The 13,851-nt window shown below is 69.8% G+C and carries 16 protein-coding genes; 5 read left to right on the top strand and 11 right to left on the bottom strand.

Annotated features, from left to right (window positions below; translation table 11 throughout):
* Nucleotides 1-30: 30 nt before the first annotated feature.
* The 3 genes from ASD78_RS01735 to ASD78_RS01725 form a co-directional block, all read right to left on the bottom strand.
* Nucleotides 31-600, bottom strand: a complete 570-nt coding sequence (locus tag ASD78_RS01735) for a hypothetical protein (protein ID WP_200944106.1) — start codon at nucleotides 598-600, stop codon at nucleotides 31-33.
* Between the two features lie 10 nt (nucleotides 601-610).
* Nucleotides 611-2,776, bottom strand: a complete 2,166-nt coding sequence (locus ASD78_RS01730) for a xanthine dehydrogenase family protein molybdopterin-binding subunit (protein WP_056097933.1) — start codon at nucleotides 2,774-2,776, stop codon at nucleotides 611-613.
* A 91-nt stretch (nucleotides 2,777-2,867) separates the two neighbouring features.
* Nucleotides 2,868-3,323 (bottom strand): (2Fe-2S)-binding protein, encoded by a 456-nt coding sequence (locus tag ASD78_RS01725; protein ID WP_055908113.1) that lies wholly within the window; start codon nucleotides 3,321-3,323, stop codon nucleotides 2,868-2,870.
* Between the two features lie 197 nt (nucleotides 3,324-3,520).
* Between ASD78_RS01725 and ASD78_RS01720 the strand changes: the two genes are divergently transcribed.
* Complete coding sequence (locus ASD78_RS01720) at nucleotides 3,521-4,522, top strand: XdhC/CoxI family protein (protein ID WP_235566415.1); 1,002 nt, start codon at nucleotides 3,521-3,523, stop codon at nucleotides 4,520-4,522.
* Nucleotides 4,519-5,133, top strand: a complete 615-nt coding sequence (locus tag ASD78_RS01715; protein ID WP_056097930.1) for an NTP transferase domain-containing protein — start codon at nucleotides 4,519-4,521, stop codon at nucleotides 5,131-5,133. The genes ASD78_RS01720 and ASD78_RS01715 overlap by 4 nt, the downstream gene beginning before the upstream one ends.
* Nucleotides 5,134-5,196: 63 nt before the next feature.
* Here the strand turns inward: ASD78_RS01715 and ASD78_RS01710 are convergent, their stop codons facing one another.
* Together ASD78_RS01710 and ASD78_RS01705 are read right to left on the bottom strand one after the other, a co-directional pair.
* The gene (locus ASD78_RS01710) at nucleotides 5,197-5,412 is read right to left on the bottom strand and encodes a hypothetical protein (protein ID WP_056097928.1); all 216 of its coding nucleotides are present in this window, start codon (nucleotides 5,410-5,412) and stop codon (nucleotides 5,197-5,199) included.
* Nucleotides 5,413-5,597: 185 nt separating this feature from the next.
* Nucleotides 5,598-6,509, bottom strand: a complete 912-nt coding sequence (locus tag ASD78_RS01705; RefSeq protein WP_056097926.1) for a LysR family transcriptional regulator — start codon at nucleotides 6,507-6,509, stop codon at nucleotides 5,598-5,600.
* Between the two features lie 108 nt (nucleotides 6,510-6,617).
* Here ASD78_RS01705 and ASD78_RS01700 point away from each other — a divergent pair, with 108 nt between their 5' ends.
* Entirely contained in the window at nucleotides 6,618-7,079 is a 462-nt protein-coding gene (locus ASD78_RS01700) for a carboxymuconolactone decarboxylase family protein (protein WP_056097924.1), read from the top strand.
* 40 nt (nucleotides 7,080-7,119) lie between these two features.
* Here the strand turns inward: ASD78_RS01700 and ASD78_RS01695 are convergent, their stop codons facing one another.
* Nucleotides 7,120-8,013 carry a class I SAM-dependent methyltransferase gene (locus ASD78_RS01695; RefSeq protein WP_162250110.1) on the bottom strand — a complete coding sequence of 298 codons (894 nt, stop codon included), beginning with the start codon at nucleotides 8,011-8,013 and terminating at the stop codon, nucleotides 7,120-7,122.
* Nucleotides 8,014-8,236: 223 nt separating this feature from the next.
* Here ASD78_RS01695 and ASD78_RS01690 point away from each other — a divergent pair, with 223 nt between their 5' ends.
* Nucleotides 8,237-9,154: a rhodanese-like domain-containing protein gene (locus tag ASD78_RS01690; RefSeq protein ID WP_056097921.1), complete on the top strand. Its 918-nt coding sequence runs from the start codon at nucleotides 8,237-8,239 to the stop codon at nucleotides 9,152-9,154.
* 13 nt (nucleotides 9,155-9,167) lie between these two features.
* Here ASD78_RS01690 and ASD78_RS01685 read toward each other — a convergent pair whose 3' ends face one another.
* On the bottom strand, nucleotides 9,168-9,563 hold the full coding sequence (locus ASD78_RS01685) for a VOC family protein (protein ID WP_056097919.1): 396 nt from the start codon (nucleotides 9,561-9,563) through the stop codon (nucleotides 9,168-9,170).
* A gap of 181 nt (nucleotides 9,564-9,744) precedes the next feature.
* Between ASD78_RS01685 and ASD78_RS01680 the strand changes: the two genes are divergently transcribed.
* Nucleotides 9,745-10,029 (top strand): DUF4031 domain-containing protein, encoded by a 285-nt coding sequence (locus ASD78_RS01680; RefSeq protein ID WP_056097918.1) that lies wholly within the window; start codon nucleotides 9,745-9,747, stop codon nucleotides 10,027-10,029.
* A gap of 6 nt (nucleotides 10,030-10,035) precedes the next feature.
* On the opposite strand, the gene ASD78_RS01675 is transcribed toward ASD78_RS01680, so the two are convergent.
* From ASD78_RS01675 to ASD78_RS01660, 4 genes are all read right to left on the bottom strand, one after another.
* Nucleotides 10,036-10,797 carry an ABC transporter permease gene (locus tag ASD78_RS01675; protein WP_055908084.1) on the bottom strand — a complete coding sequence of 254 codons (762 nt, stop codon included), beginning with the start codon at nucleotides 10,795-10,797 and terminating at the stop codon, nucleotides 10,036-10,038.
* Nucleotides 10,794-11,771 (bottom strand): ABC transporter ATP-binding protein, encoded by a 978-nt coding sequence (locus ASD78_RS01670; protein ID WP_056097916.1) that lies wholly within the window; start codon nucleotides 11,769-11,771, stop codon nucleotides 10,794-10,796. Before ASD78_RS01670 ends, ASD78_RS01675 begins: the two co-directional genes overlap by 4 nt.
* A gap of 129 nt (nucleotides 11,772-11,900) precedes the next feature.
* Nucleotides 11,901-12,965, bottom strand: a complete 1,065-nt coding sequence (locus ASD78_RS01665; RefSeq protein ID WP_082575379.1) for an NAD-dependent epimerase/dehydratase family protein — start codon at nucleotides 12,963-12,965, stop codon at nucleotides 11,901-11,903.
* 159 nt (nucleotides 12,966-13,124) lie between these two features.
* Complete coding sequence (locus tag ASD78_RS01660) at nucleotides 13,125-13,838, bottom strand: glutathione S-transferase family protein (protein ID WP_056097913.1); 714 nt, start codon at nucleotides 13,836-13,838, stop codon at nucleotides 13,125-13,127.
* Between the last annotated feature and the right edge of the window lie 13 nt (nucleotides 13,839-13,851).

Raw genomic sequence — 13,851 nt, 5'->3', positions numbered from 1 at the left:
ATCGCGGCTCGCGCCACTCCCCAGGCGGGGTTACGAGGCCGGGCAAGGACCGCCGGCGTCGGCCCAGAGTTTGAACTGAGCGACGAATTCGTCGTGCGGCACCGGCACCGGCAGACGGTTGCCGCCGGGCTCCCAGCCCCACAGCACCAGCTTGTCCTCGCTGACGTGCTTGAGCAGCGCGGCGAAGTCGCGGTCGCCGTTGCTGCGTTTGTCCTGGATCATTTCGCACAACTGCTTCGGCGGCAGACCGATCCAGGCCATCTTGTGTTCCGGCGGCGGCAACTGCCAATGCGGCGCGCCCGGCGGCGCGTTCGGGCCGTAGCTGGCCGGCAGGTTCTTCTCGCCATGGCAGGTCGCGCAGGGCAGGCCCGCCGCGCCCTTGCCGTCGGGGCCGCGCACCACGCCCATGGCATGCGGCAGGCCGGCATCGAACTGCAGCGGCTGGTCGCCGGGGATGTGACAGTTCTGGCAGCGCGGGTGCTGGAACACCTTCTGCACGGTGGCGAAGGCCGCGACGGCTTTTTCGCGCTGCTCGGGGCTGGGCCGCGGGCCGCAGGCGGCGAGCGCGCAGATCAGGGCGATCGATAACGGTATGCGCATGTCGTCGTCCTCAGGCCTTCAGCCGCAGCGGCAGTTCGCGCAGGCGCTGGCCGGTCAACGCGAACACCGCGTTGGCGACGGCGGGCGCGATCGGCGCGGTACCGGGCTCGCCGGCGCCGCCCATGCGTTCGGTGCTGGGCACGATGTGGACCTCGACCTGCGGCATCTCGTGCAGGCGCAGCACCTGGTAGTCGTGGTAGTTCGATTCCTGCACGCGGCCGTCCTTGAAGTTCAGTGCACTGTGCAACGCCGCGCCCAGGCCGAAGGCGATGCCCGATTCCATCTGCGCGCGCACGCCTTCCGGATTGACCGCCACGCCGCAGTCGATGGCGCACACCACCCGGTGCACGCGGATCGCGCCGTTCTCGACCGAGACCTCGGCGATCTGCGCCAGATAGCTGCCGAAGGATTCGTGCACGGCGACGCCGCGGCCGCGGCCCTTGGCCGGCGCCACGCCCCAGCCGGCCTTGTCGGCGGCCAGGTTCAGCGCCCCGAGATGGCGCGGATGCGCCTTGAGCAGCGCGCGCCGGTATTCGACCGGATCCTTGCCGGCGGCGTGCGCGAGCTCGTCGATCAGGCTCTCCATCACGAAGGCGTTGTAACTGTGGCCGACCGATCGCCACCACAGCACCGGTATCCCGGTCTTGGGCGAATGCAGCTCGACGCGATGGTGGGCGATGTCCTTGAGGTAGGGCGAATCGGCGACGCCTTCGACCGAAGTCGAATCGATGCCGTTCTTGACCAGCGCCGCTTCGAACGGCGTGCCGCCGAGGATGGACTGCCCGACCAGGCGGTGCTGCCAGGCCACCGGATAGCCCTGCGCGTCGACCGCGATTTTCGCCTGCTGCAGGTACATGGGCCGGTAGTAGCCGCCGCGCACGTCGTCCTCGCGCGACCACACCGTCTTCACCGGCTTGCCCGCGGCCTTGGCCACCTGCACCGCCTCGGAAACGAAATCCGAGGTCGGCGTGGCGCGCCGGCCGAAGCCGCCGCCCAGGAACATGGTGTGGATCATGACCTGCTCGGGCTTGAGCCCGAGAATGCCGGCCGCGACCTGCTGGTCCAGGGTCTGGAACTGGGTGCCGGTCCAGATTTCGCAACCGTCGCCGTCGATCTTCACCGTGCAGTTCAAGGGCTCCATCGGCGCATGCGCGAGATAGGGCACGTTGTATTCGGCGTCGAAGGTCTTGCCGGCCTTGGCCAGCGCGGCGGCGGCATCGCCGGCCTGCGCGGCGACGGTGCCCGGGGTCGCCGCGAGCTTGCGGAATTGCTCGCGCAGCGCCGCGGTGTCCAGCGTCGCGTTCGGTCCCAGGTCCCACTCGATCTGCAATGCGTCGCGGCCCTGCTTGGCGGCCCAGTAGTGATCGGCGACCACCGCCACGCCGGTCGGCACCTGGACCACGTCGCGCACGCCGGGCACGGCCTTGGCCTTGGCCGCGTCGAAGGATTTGACCTTGCCGCCGAACACCGGCGGCCGCGCGACCACCGCGGTCAGCAGGCCCTCGAACTGCACGTCCATGCCGAACTTCGCCCGGCCGGTGATTTTTTCGGGCGAGTCCAGGCGCTTGGTCGGCTTGCCGATCAGCTTCCAGTCCTTGGCCTGCTTGAGCACCGGCGCGGTCTTGGATACCGGCAATTTCGCCGCCGCGTCGGCGAGTTCGCCGTAGCGCGCACGCTGGTCGCCGGCGATGGCCACGCCGTTCTCGGTGCGCACCTCCGACTCGGCCACGCCGAAGCGCTGCGCCGCGGCGGCGACCAGCAACTGGCGCGCGGTCGCGCCGGCCTGGCGATAGCGGTCGAACTCGGACCAGGTGCTGGTGGAACCGCCGGTCATCTGCATGCCGAACGCGGTGTGCGCGTACGCCGGCGCCGCGGGCGCGTGCTCGACCCGGATCTTCGACCAGTCCGCGTCCAGTTCTTCGGCGACCAGCATCGACAGGCCGGTCCAGATGCCCTGCCCCATTTCGGAGTGCGCGATCAGCACGGTCACGCTGTCGTCGTTGCCGATGCGCAGGAAGGCGTTGGGGGCGAAGCCGGCCGCGGCGGCGGCTTCGGCGGGCGCGGCGAGCGCGAAACGGCGCGCGCCGGGTATCACGAAACCGATCACCAGCCCGCCACCGAGCAGGGCGCCGGCTTTGAGGAACTGACGTCGGGACGGCTGGGGCACGGCGTTCACGGCTAACCTCCGTTGAGTCGCGTGACGGACGGCGCGGGCGGCAGCGAAGCCGCGCGAGGTCCGGTTGCTGGCGTGGTCAGACCTGCCCTGATCAGACTTGTCCCGAGCCGGCCGCGCGCTTCACCGCCGCGCGGATCCGCGGGTAGGTGCCGCAACGGCAGATGTTGCCGGACAGGGCCTGATCGATATCGGTGTCGGTAGGCGCAGGCACCTTGGCCAGCAGCGCGGCCGCGGACATGATCTGGCCGGACTGGCAGTAGCCGCACTGGACCACGTCGAGCTCGGCCCAGGCGCGCTGCACCGGATGGCTGCCGTCGGGCGACAGGCCTTCGATGGTCAGGATCTGCTTGCCTTCGACGGTCGATACCGGCGTCACGCAGGAGCGGCGCGGGGCGCCGTCGACGTGCACGGTGCAGGCGCCGCATTGGGCGATGCCGCAGCCGAACTTGGTACCGGTGAGTTGCATCAGGTCGCGCAGGACCCAGAGCAAAGGCATGTCGGGTGGGGCGTCCACCTCGTGCTCGTTGCCGTTGACGTGCAGTTTCATGCATCCCTCGCGGCGGCTGGGGAAACGACAACATACGCCTGGCACGCGCGTTGTGCCAACCGGGTCCGGCGACCTCCGCGTCCCCCGCAGTACGGCGCCCCGGCGGAACGGCGCCCGGCAAATACCGCGTCGATGCGTTTGCAGGCGTCATGCCCAGACCGCATGATCGGGGCGTCGTCCGCGCCCAGGGAACCACCGTGCCAGACGCTCCGCCCGTTACTCCCGCCCTGCCCGCCGCCGGCGGCGTGCGCGGCATCCTGGAAGCCGCGGTGCGCGCGCAGGAACGCGGCGACGACGCGACCCTGGCGCTGGTGCTGGAGACCGACGGTTCGACCTACGTGCACCCCGGCGCGCTGGCCCTGTTCGGCGCCCGCGACGGCCAGGCCGGCTGGCTCAGCGGCGGCTGCATCGAACCGGAGATCGAAACCCTGGCCGCGGACGCGGCGCGTTACGGCCGGGTCGAATGGATGGACATCGACACCCGCAGCGACGAGGACCTGTTCGACGGGTCCGCGATCGGCTGCCGCGGCCGCCTGCGCCTGGCGCTGCTGCCGCTGGCCGCGCTGCGCGAATTGCCGGCGCTGGTCGACGAATGGCGGCGCGGCCACGGCGACCTGCGCCTGGAGATCGACATCAACGGCGCGATGCGCGCCAACGTCGGCGACCTGCGCCGGCCCTGGACCCTGCCGGTGGCGACGCCGCCGTGGCTGGGTCGCGGCGCGACCGCGTGGCGGCTGGAGATCGCGCGGCCGCCGTCGGTGCTGGTGTTCGGCGCGGGACCGGAATCGCCGGCGCTGCTGCCGCTGCTGCGCACCCTGGGCTGGGTCACCAGCGTCGTGGAGCGCCGCCCGCGCTGGTCGGCGCAAGCCGCGCTCGCCGACAGCGTGATCGCACGCGCGCCGGCGCAGGCGCTATCGACCACGCGCCCGCACGACGCCGCGCTGGTCATGCACCACCATTTCGAACTCGACCGCGAAGCCCTGGAAGCGCTCGCCGCCAGCGACATCGGTTTCGTCGGCCTGCTCGGCCCGGGCCAGCGCCGCGACGACCTGTTCAAGGTGCTGCCCGAAACCGCGCGCGCGGCGCTGACGCCGCGTCTGCACGCGCCGATCGGACTCAAGCTCGGCGGCGACGGGCCGGAGGCGATCGCGCTCAGCATCGCCGCGCAGTTGCAGGCGCTGCGCCACACCCCGGCATGAGCGCGGCGCACGCGGCGGTGGTGCTGGCCGCCGGCGGCAGCCGCCGGCTCGGCCGCGCCAAACAGAACCTGAGCCGCGACGGCGAAACCCTGATCCACCGCGCCGTGCGCCTGGCCGCGCAGACCGGGCCGCGACGCCTGTTGATCGTGCTCGGCGCCGATGCCGATGCGCTGCAGGCGGCGATCGCGGATCTGCCGGGCGAGCGGTTGTTCAATCGCGATTGGGAACAGGGCCTGGCCGGCAGCCTGCAATTGGCCGCCTCGGCGCTGGCCGCGCATGCCGGGCCGGTGCTGATACTCGGTTGCGATCAACCGGCGTTGGACGCCACGCACCTGCAGCATCTGATCGCCGCCGCGGCGACCGCGGCCTCGGGCTGCGCGGTCACCCGGCACGGCGACGCGCCGGGGATACCGGCGGCGATCTCAAGCGAATTGATGACGCAGGCGGGCAGCCTGTACGGCGACCGCGGCTTCGGCCGTTTGCTGGCGCGCCGGCCGGCGCAGGAATTGGGCTGGCTCGACGACCCCGCCCTGCATCTGGACATCGACGTGGAAGCCGACGTCGCCCGTGCCGTGGCCCTGGGCCTGCTGGATCGCAGCGCGGGCGCTTGAGAGGCGCCCAGGCCGCCCGGCGCGGTCGTCCTCCGTTCCGGGCGGCATGGGCTTCACGCGGGCCTAGGGGACCAGCGTGCCGAACACTGCCTGCGAACGCGCGTCGTAGATGCGCAGCCACAGTCCGTTGCGTGTTTGTTGCGCGTAGCGCTGCGCCAGCGGCAGCACCGCTTCCAGTGCGGCCTCGGGGCTGAGGTAGACCTGCGCCAGTTCCGCGATGGAAGTGGTCAGGGCCTTGCCGTCTTTGCCTTCCCGCAGCTTCAGTTCGACGCGGAACATGGCGCTTCCTTGCTCTGTGATGAGGCGCCCCCGGCCCAGCTTCGACATTCCTGTCTCGGCGTCCATCTCCGTGGCGGCGGCATCCTGCCGTTGCCTGAGGCCGTGCTGTCGGGGACGCGATCAATGTGCACTTTTCGTGACGCAAATAACGTCATCGGACTACCCGACCGCTTGTAGGACTTTTCCTACACGGCTAGCCCGGCGGGCGCCTGTCCGTCCAGGCGCGGCTGCAACTCCGCCAGGCCTTCGCGCAGGGCGTCCAGGAACACCCGTACGCGTTCGGTGCGGCGCAGGTCCGGATGGGTCAACAGCCACAGATCGGTGCGCAGCTCGGGGATCGGGTCGCCGACCCGCACCAGACGCGTATCGCCGTCGCAGAGGTAACAAGGCAACACCGCCAGGCCGATCCCGACCGCGACCGAATCGCGCAACGCGAGCAGGCTGTTGCTGCGCAGCGCGGCACGCTCGTGATAGCCGCGCTTGCGCACCCATTGCGCCATCGAGATATGCGACAGACTGTCGTCCGGCACCACCCAGTCGCAGTCGCCCAGGTCGGCGCCGGTAGCCAGCTGCATCCGGCGTGGCCGATACACCGCCGCGGCGATCGCCCCGACCTTGCGCCCGACCAGCGTCTCCGACGGCTGCCCGCCCGGGCGCAGGGCGACATCGGCCTCGCGCCGGCTGAGGTCGCGGGTGGCGTTGTCGGCGGTCAGCTCCAGCACGATGCGCGGATACGCCTGGCGGAACTTCGCCAGCAGCGGCGGCAGTAGGTCGTACAGCAGCGGCTCGACCGTGGTCACCCGCAAGCTGCCGGCCGGCCGCGCGTCCAGGCCCGAGAGCCGGCGCTCGGTCGCCTCGATGCGTTCCTCGACCTCGGCCGCGACCCGCACCACCTCCTCGCCGGTCGCGGTCGGCGCGTAGCCGTCGCGCGCGCGTTCGAACAAACGCGCGCCGAGCTTGCGCTCGATCTCGTTGACGCGGCGGAACACGGTGGGGTGGCTCACGCCCAGGCGCTTGGCCGCGCCGTTGAGCGAGCCGGCGCGGCCGATGGCAAGGATGAAGCGGTAATCGTCCCAGGACATGGATTGTTCATTCATGCAATCACCGCTTGCACTTGTGTCGGAATGTATTTCACCGATGAACATCCTACTCTGCCCGCCGGACGCCCCGCACGGTGCCGCCGCCCCTCTCCCCGGAGCACGCTCATGTCGCAACGCCTCGATACCAACACCCTGCTGCCCGCCGGTCTCAAAGCCCTGGGCGCCCTGCACGCCGCGGTCCACGACAGCGGCCTGGAAGCCTCGCTGATCGACCTGATCAACCTGCGCGCCTCGCAGATCAACGGCTGCGGCTACTGCCTGTGGCTGCACACCCGCGAAGCCCTCGCCCACGGCGAAACTCCCGAGCGCCTGCAACTGCTGAGGGTGCCGGAGGAAGGTCCCTTCAGCGAACGCGAGCGCGCCGCCCTGGCCTGGACCGAAGCGGTCACCCGCGTCGCCGACGCAGCGGTGCCGGACGCGGTCTACGAACGCGCCCTGGCTGCGTTCGGCGAACGCGACCTGGGCGCGCTCAACTATGCGGTGATCGCGATCAACGCCTGGAACCGGCTCGCGATTCCGTTCCGCAAGGCGCCGCCGGCGGCGCACGGCGCGCACGCGGCGGCATGAACCGCACGCGTCGGCACCGATGCCGTCTTAGCCGGTTTCGTCAGAAGCGATAGCGCGCCAGCCGCCCCAGCCGGCGCAGCCAGGCCCAGCGGTCGTAGACGCTGTACAGCCAACGCTGGCCCGCAGGGAGCCCCGCCAGTCCGGCGCGCTCGTGCAAACGCGGCTCGTCGACGAAGGCCAGCCGCGGATGCCATTCCTCCATTTCGCGCGGATCGTCGAAGCCCCAGTCGCCGAAGCGCGCACCGGTGCTGCGCGCGACCCAGGAGCGCTGCAGCAGCCGCAACGCGAGCCGGCTGTAGATGTCGCACAGCCATTGCCCGCGCGGAAAACGATCGATCACGCGCTGCACCAGCGCGCGCGCGGCGGATTCGCTCAGGTAGGGGAACAGGCCTTCGCTGATGATCAGCGCCGGACGCCCGCCCGCGATCGGCGCCAGCCAATCCGGATCGGACACGTCCATCGCCAGCATGCGGTAGCTACCATAGCGCTCGGGCAGCAGCTCGCGGCGCAGCTGGATCACGTCGGGGTAGTCGATGTCGATCCAGTCCAGGTCCGAACGCGGATTGATCCGGAACACGCGCGTGTCCAGGCCGCAGCCCAGGTGCAGCACGATGGTGTCGGGATGCTGGGCCAGCCATTCGCGCGCCCAGTCGTCCAGCACCTTCGCGCGCAGCGCCAGGCCGCTGATCTGCCCGGCGTTGAGTTGGAAACGGCTGAAGTCGTAGTCGATCCGGCGCACGACCTCGTCGGCCAGTTCGTCGCGCAGCAAAGGCTTCGCCGTTCGGTTGTCCAAGGCCTTGGCGTACAGAGTGATCAACAGCGTCAGCTGACTGCCTTCCAGTTCCACGTCGTTTCTCCGGCCGCGCCGCGAGGCCGCGATCGCGCGCCCGTGCACGCCGACCCCGACCTTATGGACGATCTTGCGACTGCGCATGTGAGGGTCAGGCGTAGACGGCCCGGTCCGGACCGGCCCGGGCTGTCCGCGTGTGCGGCGGTTCATCACGAACGGCGGCGGTACCGCGGTCCGTGCCGCCGGCGCCAAGGCCCCAGCTGCGCAACAGTGCTTCTTTCCGGCGCCGATTGCGCGGCGCTCAGGCAGCGCCGAGACTGCCGCTCTGGCCCGCGCGACCGCGCGGCGCACCGCCCGGGATCCGACGATGGAGCTGTTGCTGCACCTGATCGAAAGCTACGGCCTGCTCGTGGTCCTGGTCGCCGTGCTGCTCGATCAGGGCGGCGTGCCGGTGCCGGCGTATCCGCCGATCATCGTCACCGCCGCGGTCGCGGTCGATCGCGGCGAGAACCTGCTCGCGATCGTGCTGGTCGCCTCGCTGGCCGCGGTGGCCGCCGACTGGCTGTGGTTCATCGGCGGCCGCCGTTTCGGCAACGCGCTGCTGCGGCTGATGTGCCGCCTGTCGCTGTCGCCGGATTCCTGCGTCCTGATGACCCGCGGCGTATACGCGCGCTGGGGCGCGCCGTCGCTGATCGTGGCCAAGTTCGTGCCCGGCTTCGCCGCGGTCGCGACCACCCTGGCCGGCGATACCGGCACGAGCACGCGCCGCTTCCTGCTGTTCGATGCGCTCGGCGCGCTGCTGTGGGCCTCGGTCGCGGTGGCGGTGGGCGCGGTGTTCCACAAGGCGGTCAACGAAGTGCTGGAGCGGCTGGAATCGCTGGGACACTACGCGCTGCCGGTGCTGCTGACCCTGATCGCGGCCTTCGTCGCCTACAAATGGGTGCGCCGGCAGTGGTTCCTGCGCCAGTTACGGATGGCGCGGATCAGCGTCGGCGAGCTCTACCGCATGATCGAGGACGGCAGCGGTCCGACCATCCTCGACATCCGCCGCGCCGAAGCGCGCGCCGAGTCGGGCTGGATTCCCGGCGCGATCCTGGTCGCGACCCTGTCCGACGCGCCGCTGGTGCCGGCCGATGAAGTGATCGTCTACTGCGACTGTCCCAACGAAGCCTCGGCCGCGGTGCTGGCGCAGGAACTCAAGCGTCGCGGCTACAAGCGCGTGCGCCCGCTCGCCGGCGGTTTCGCGGCCTGGGCGGCGGAAGGCCATGCGGTCGCGCGCGACTGAGCGCGCCGCCGCTTCAGTCCGGCGCGCGTTCGTACAGCTCCAGCGGCAGCCCGTCGGGATCGGCGAAGAAGGTGTAACGGCGCCCGGTGTACTCGTCCACGCGCACCGGCTCCACGGCTACGCCATGGCCGCGCAGCGCGACCGCCGCGGCGTCCACGTCGGCGACTTCGAAGGCCAGATGGCGCAGTCCGCAGGCCTCGGGGTACGAGGGCCGCGGCGGCGGATCGGGAAACGAGAACAGTTCGAGCTGGCTGCCGTCGGGCAGGGCCAGGTCGAGCTTGTAGGAGTCGCGCGCCTCGCGGTAGGCCTCGGCGATCACGCGCAGGCCCAGCACCTGGGTGTAGAAATGTTTCGAGCGCGGGTAGTCGGAGCAGATCAGAGCGACGTGATGAAGCGCGGAAATCTGCATGGCGGCGACCGCATTCGGACTGCGCTCATTCTAGAGCGAGGCCGCGGCGCGTTCGGTGAACCGCGTCTTGCCGCCACGATCGGCCAAGGCCGTCGGCCGGGATCGCGTCGAACTGGCCTGGCCGAACCATGGCGCTCGCGTGCATAGTCGGAAACCGTCGCCCTACATCACCGGATTCCCCATGACCGTCTACGTCGACGACGCCGTCTGGCCCTGGCGCGGCGAACGCTGGGCCCACCTGATGGCCGACACCCTGGACGAGCTGCACGTATTCGCGCAGCGACTGGGCATCCCGCGGCGCGCGTTCCAGAACAAGACCAGCGGCGCCCACTACGACGTCAACGTGGCCCTGCGCGAGCGCGCGATCGCCTTGGGCGCGGTCGCGATCTCGCGCCACCGCGATCGCGAACTGGTGCATGCGGTGATCGCCAACGCCAAAGCCCAAGGCCGCGGCGAGCGCCCTTGAACGCTTTCAGGTCTTGAGCTTGTAGCCGGTGCGGAAGATCAACCAGATCGCGCCCAGGCACAGCACCAGGAAAGCCGCCGTCATCGAGACGCTGATCGCGATGCTGACGTCGGACACGCCGTAGAAGCTCCAGCGGAAGCCGCTGACCAGGTAGACCACAGGGTTGAACAGCGAAATCTTCTGCCACAGCGGCGGCAGCATGTTGATCGAATAGAAGCTGCCGCCCAGGAAGGCCAGCGGCGTGACCACCATCATCGGCACCACCTGCAGTTTCTCGAAGCCGTCGGCCCAGACCCCGATGATGAAGCCGAACAGGCTGAAGCTGACCGCGGTCAGCACCAGGAAACCCAGCATCCAGAACGGATGCGCGATCTCGAACGGCACGAACAGCCGCGCCGTCGCCAGCATGATCAGGCCCAGCACCACCGACTTGGTCGCAGCCGCGCCGACGTAGCCCAGCACCACCTCGACGAAGGAAATCGGCGCCGACAGGATCTCGAAGATCGTGCCTGTGAACTTGGGCATGTAGATGCCGAAGGACGCGTTGGAGATGCTCTCGGTCAGCAACGCCAGCATGACCAGGCCCGGCACGATGTAGGCGCCGTAGCTGATGCCGTCGATCGCGACCATGCGCGAGCCGATGGCGGAGCCGAACACGATGAAATACAGCGAAGTGGACAGCACCGGCGAGGCGATGCTCTGCATCAGCGTGCGCCAGGTGCGGTGCATCTCGAAGTAATAGATGGCGCGGACCGCATGCACGTTCATGCCGCCGCTCCCCTGCCGTTCGACCGCACCAGGCTGACGAAGATTTCCTCCAGCGAGCTCTGGGTGGTCTGCAGGTCCTTGAAGTCGATGCCGTGCTCGCCCAGGCACCTCAGCAGCGCGGCGATGCCGGTCTCCTCGGCCTGGGCGTCGAAGGTGTAGATCAGCTCATGGCCGTCCGCCGACAGCTCCAGTGCGTAGCCGGCCAGCGGTTCGGGCAACCGCTGCAGGGGCGCCTGCAGATGCAGGGTGAGCTGCTTCTTGCCGAGCTTGCGCATCAGCACCGCCTTGTCCTCGACCAGCACGATCTCGCCGCGGTCGATCACGCCGATGCGGTCGGCCATCTCCTCGGCCTCTTCGATGTAGTGCGTGGTCAGGATCACGGTCACGCCGTTGGCTCGCAGCGCCGAGACCATGTCCCACATGTCGCGGCGCAGTTCGACGTCGACGCCGGCGGTGGGCTCGTCCAGGAACAGCACCTTGGGCTCGTGCGACAGCGCCTTGGCGATCAGCACCCGGCGCTTCATGCCGCCGGACAAGGCCATGATCTTGGCGTCCTTCTTGTCCCACAGCGACAGGTCGCGCAGCACCTTCTCCAGATACTTGGGATTCGGCGGCTTGCCGAACAGGCCGCGGCTGAACTTGACCGTGTCCCAGACGCTTTCGAAGGCATCGGTAGACAACTCCTGCGGCACCAGGCCGATGGTGGCGCGGGCAGCGCGGAAGTCGCGCACGATGTCGTGGCCGTCGACCCGCACCGTGCCGTCGCTGGCGTTGACGATGCCGCAGACGATGCTGATCAAGGTGGTCTTGCCGGCGCCGTTGGGCCCCAGCAGGGCGAATATCTCGCCCTGGCGTATTTCCAGATCCACGCCCTTCAGGGCCTGAAAGCCGCCGGCATAGGTCTTGGTCACGCCGACGACGGAGACGATGGCTTCGGCGGACGCGGCGTCCGGCGCTTTCGCGGTCGACTGCATGGCAACTCCATCAAGATCGCGCACCCGAGCGGAGCGCGCAACACGGCGGCACAGGCCGCGCGTGGCCACTCTAACCGACCGGCGCCGCCCCCGGCCTGCGCCGGATGGAACGATGCGATCCCAGGCCGATCACGCCGCGATCGGCAATTCCAGCGGCAGTTCCGAGGGCGGGCGAATGGGCGTCGCGACCGGCGCGGGCGCGTCGGCGCGGGTGCGCGCCCGCACGACCGGCTCCAGCGCGACAGGCTCCAGGCATCCCATGCCGATCAGGGTCTCGCGCACCGCGGCATCCAGATCGGTGCGCGGCTCCTCGCCGAGGAAATCGAGCAAGCGGCGATTGTCCAGGCGTACCGGCTCCTGCCACAGCCGGCGCAGTTCGGCGATCTCGCGGAACATCGGCAGCAGCGGCGAACTCATGCGCAGCAGCGCCCATGGGAAACGTTTGACGCGCAGGTCCGGGCGCCCGACCGCGCGCGCGATCGCCGCGGTCATGGCGCTGCCGTCGGCGTCCCAGTGCCCGCCGACGTGGAAACTCTCGAACGCGCCGAGGCGCTCGTCGTCGAGCAGGCGCAGCATGGTTTCGGCCAGGTCGGGCAGATAGCACCACTGGTGGCCGATACCGGCGCGGCCGGGGTAGCGCAGGCTCGCCGGCGCACTGCCGGGCTCGACCATGGCCTGCGAGAACCAGTTGTTGCCCGCGTAAGGCCCGAAGTGATCGCCGCTGCGCACGATCAGCGCGCGCGCACCGCGCGCGACCGCATCGCGCAGGCGCCGCTCCATCTCGACCCGGAGCAGGCCGCGGCGGGTGAGCGGCCGCTGCGCCACGTCTTCGGCGACCGCCGCCGAAGGACCGTAGTTGCAGGCCGCACCCGGCAGCAACAGGCGCGTTCCGCCGGCAACCGCGGCGTCCAAGCTGTGCTGCAACATCGGCAACGACTGCGCGTCGCCGTCCTGATAGACCGACGGATTGACCGCGTGCACGATCAGCGCCGCGCCCTTGGCCGCCTGCATCACGTCGTCGCGGTTCATGGCATCGCCGCGCCACCAGTAGATGCCGTTGCCACGGCGCCCGGCCATGCGCGTGCGGTGCTGCAGCGCATGCACTTCCCAGCCGCGCTGGACCAGCCGCACCGCGACTTCGCCGCCGATGCCGCCGCTGGCGCCCAACACCAATGCGCGTCTGTTCGAGTTCATGCGGACCTCCGTTGCCCACGCCGGCCACGACGCGGCTTGATGCGTACCTTGGCAGCGCGCCCGCGGGCGCGGAATTGACGAATGTCATCTGCTGCGCATCGAAAAACGCATGACGTGGCGAAGCGCCGTCGGCCGCAGCCGACGGCACCCCCCTGCGCATCAGGCCGCGTGGGCCAGACGCGGCAGCGTGTCGGCCAGGGCGATCTCGCCGCGGAAGCCGCCGGTGCTGGTCGCCGCCGCCTGCCGCTCGATCGCATGCGCGAACACCACCGCCGGGTCGGCTTCCAGGGCGTCGTACAGGCGCTGCAGCTTGGGGTAGTCGCGGCGGTCGACGACGTCGTGGTACTGGGTCCAGCGGGCGATGCCGATGAAGTAGGCGTCGGCCACGGTGCGCTGCTCGCCCAGCAGCCAGGGGCCGTCGCCGATCATCGCCTCGAGTTCGGCATGGGCTTTCTCGACCTTGGCCCGGCCGTACTTCGCCAGCGCGTCCTTCTCCGCGGCGGACACCTCGTGTTCGAGCACGTACCACAGCGATGCGAAGGCATTGAAGAAGCTCGTGTTGAGGAAGGCCAGCATGCGGTTGAGGCGGTCGAAATCGCGACTACCTTGCAGGTAACCCAGGCCGCGATCGATGCCGCGCGCGGCGATGTGATTGAGGATCGCCATGCTCTCGCTGAGCGTATGGCCCTGCGCGTCCATCAGCGCCGGGGTCTCGGCGGCCGGGTTGATGCGGCGGAACGCGTCGCTGGTCACCATTTCCGGCATCTCGATCCGGCTCAAGGCATAGGGCTGGCCCAGCCATTCCAGGGCGACGATGGAACCGAACGAGCAGCCCGAGGGCACGCCGTAATAGAGGATGGGGTGCGAATTCATGAGGTTCTCCAGG

It is taken from the genome of Lysobacter sp. Root667, assembly GCF_001427715.1.
Classification (GTDB): domain Bacteria; phylum Pseudomonadota; class Gammaproteobacteria; order Xanthomonadales; family Xanthomonadaceae; genus Lysobacter.
The sequence above is the reverse complement of the archived record's forward strand: the minus strand, read 5'-3'. Positions and strand labels throughout refer to the sequence as shown.

Excerpts from the sequence above, each read along its gene's own strand:
- ASD78_RS01735 (WP_200944106.1), bottom strand. The coding sequence starts at position 600 with ATGCGCATACCGTTATCGATCGCCCTGATCTGCGCGCTCGCCGCCTGC.
- ASD78_RS01725 (WP_055908113.1), bottom strand. The coding sequence starts at position 3,323 with ATGAAACTGCACGTCAACGGCAACGAGCACGAGGTGGACGCCCCACCC.
- ASD78_RS01715 (WP_056097930.1), top strand. The coding sequence starts at position 4,519 with ATGAGCGCGGCGCACGCGGCGGTGGTGCTGGCCGCCGGCGGCAGCCGC.
- ASD78_RS01710 (WP_056097928.1), bottom strand. The coding sequence starts at position 5,412 with ATGTTCCGCGTCGAACTGAAGCTGCGGGAAGGCAAAGACGGCAAGGCC.
- ASD78_RS01705 (WP_056097926.1), bottom strand. The coding sequence starts at position 6,509 with ATGAATGAACAATCCATGTCCTGGGACGATTACCGCTTCATCCTTGCC.
- ASD78_RS01700 (WP_056097924.1), top strand. The coding sequence starts at position 6,618 with ATGTCGCAACGCCTCGATACCAACACCCTGCTGCCCGCCGGTCTCAAA.
- ASD78_RS01695 (WP_162250110.1), bottom strand. The coding sequence starts at position 8,013 with ATGCGCAGTCGCAAGATCGTCCATAAGGTCGGGGTCGGCGTGCACGGG.
- ASD78_RS01690 (WP_056097921.1), top strand. The coding sequence starts at position 8,237 with ATGGAGCTGTTGCTGCACCTGATCGAAAGCTACGGCCTGCTCGTGGTC.
- ASD78_RS01685 (WP_056097919.1), bottom strand. The coding sequence starts at position 9,563 with ATGCAGATTTCCGCGCTTCATCACGTCGCTCTGATCTGCTCCGACTAC.
- ASD78_RS01680 (WP_056097918.1), top strand. The coding sequence starts at position 9,745 with ATGACCGTCTACGTCGACGACGCCGTCTGGCCCTGGCGCGGCGAACGC.
- ASD78_RS01675 (WP_055908084.1), bottom strand. The coding sequence starts at position 10,797 with ATGAACGTGCATGCGGTCCGCGCCATCTATTACTTCGAGATGCACCGC.
- ASD78_RS01670 (WP_056097916.1), bottom strand. The coding sequence starts at position 11,771 with ATGCAGTCGACCGCGAAAGCGCCGGACGCCGCGTCCGCCGAAGCCATC.
- ASD78_RS01665 (WP_082575379.1), bottom strand. The coding sequence starts at position 12,965 with ATGAACTCGAACAGACGCGCATTGGTGTTGGGCGCCAGCGGCGGCATC.
- ASD78_RS01660 (WP_056097913.1), bottom strand. The coding sequence starts at position 13,838 with ATGAATTCGCACCCCATCCTCTATTACGGCGTGCCCTCGGGCTGCTCG.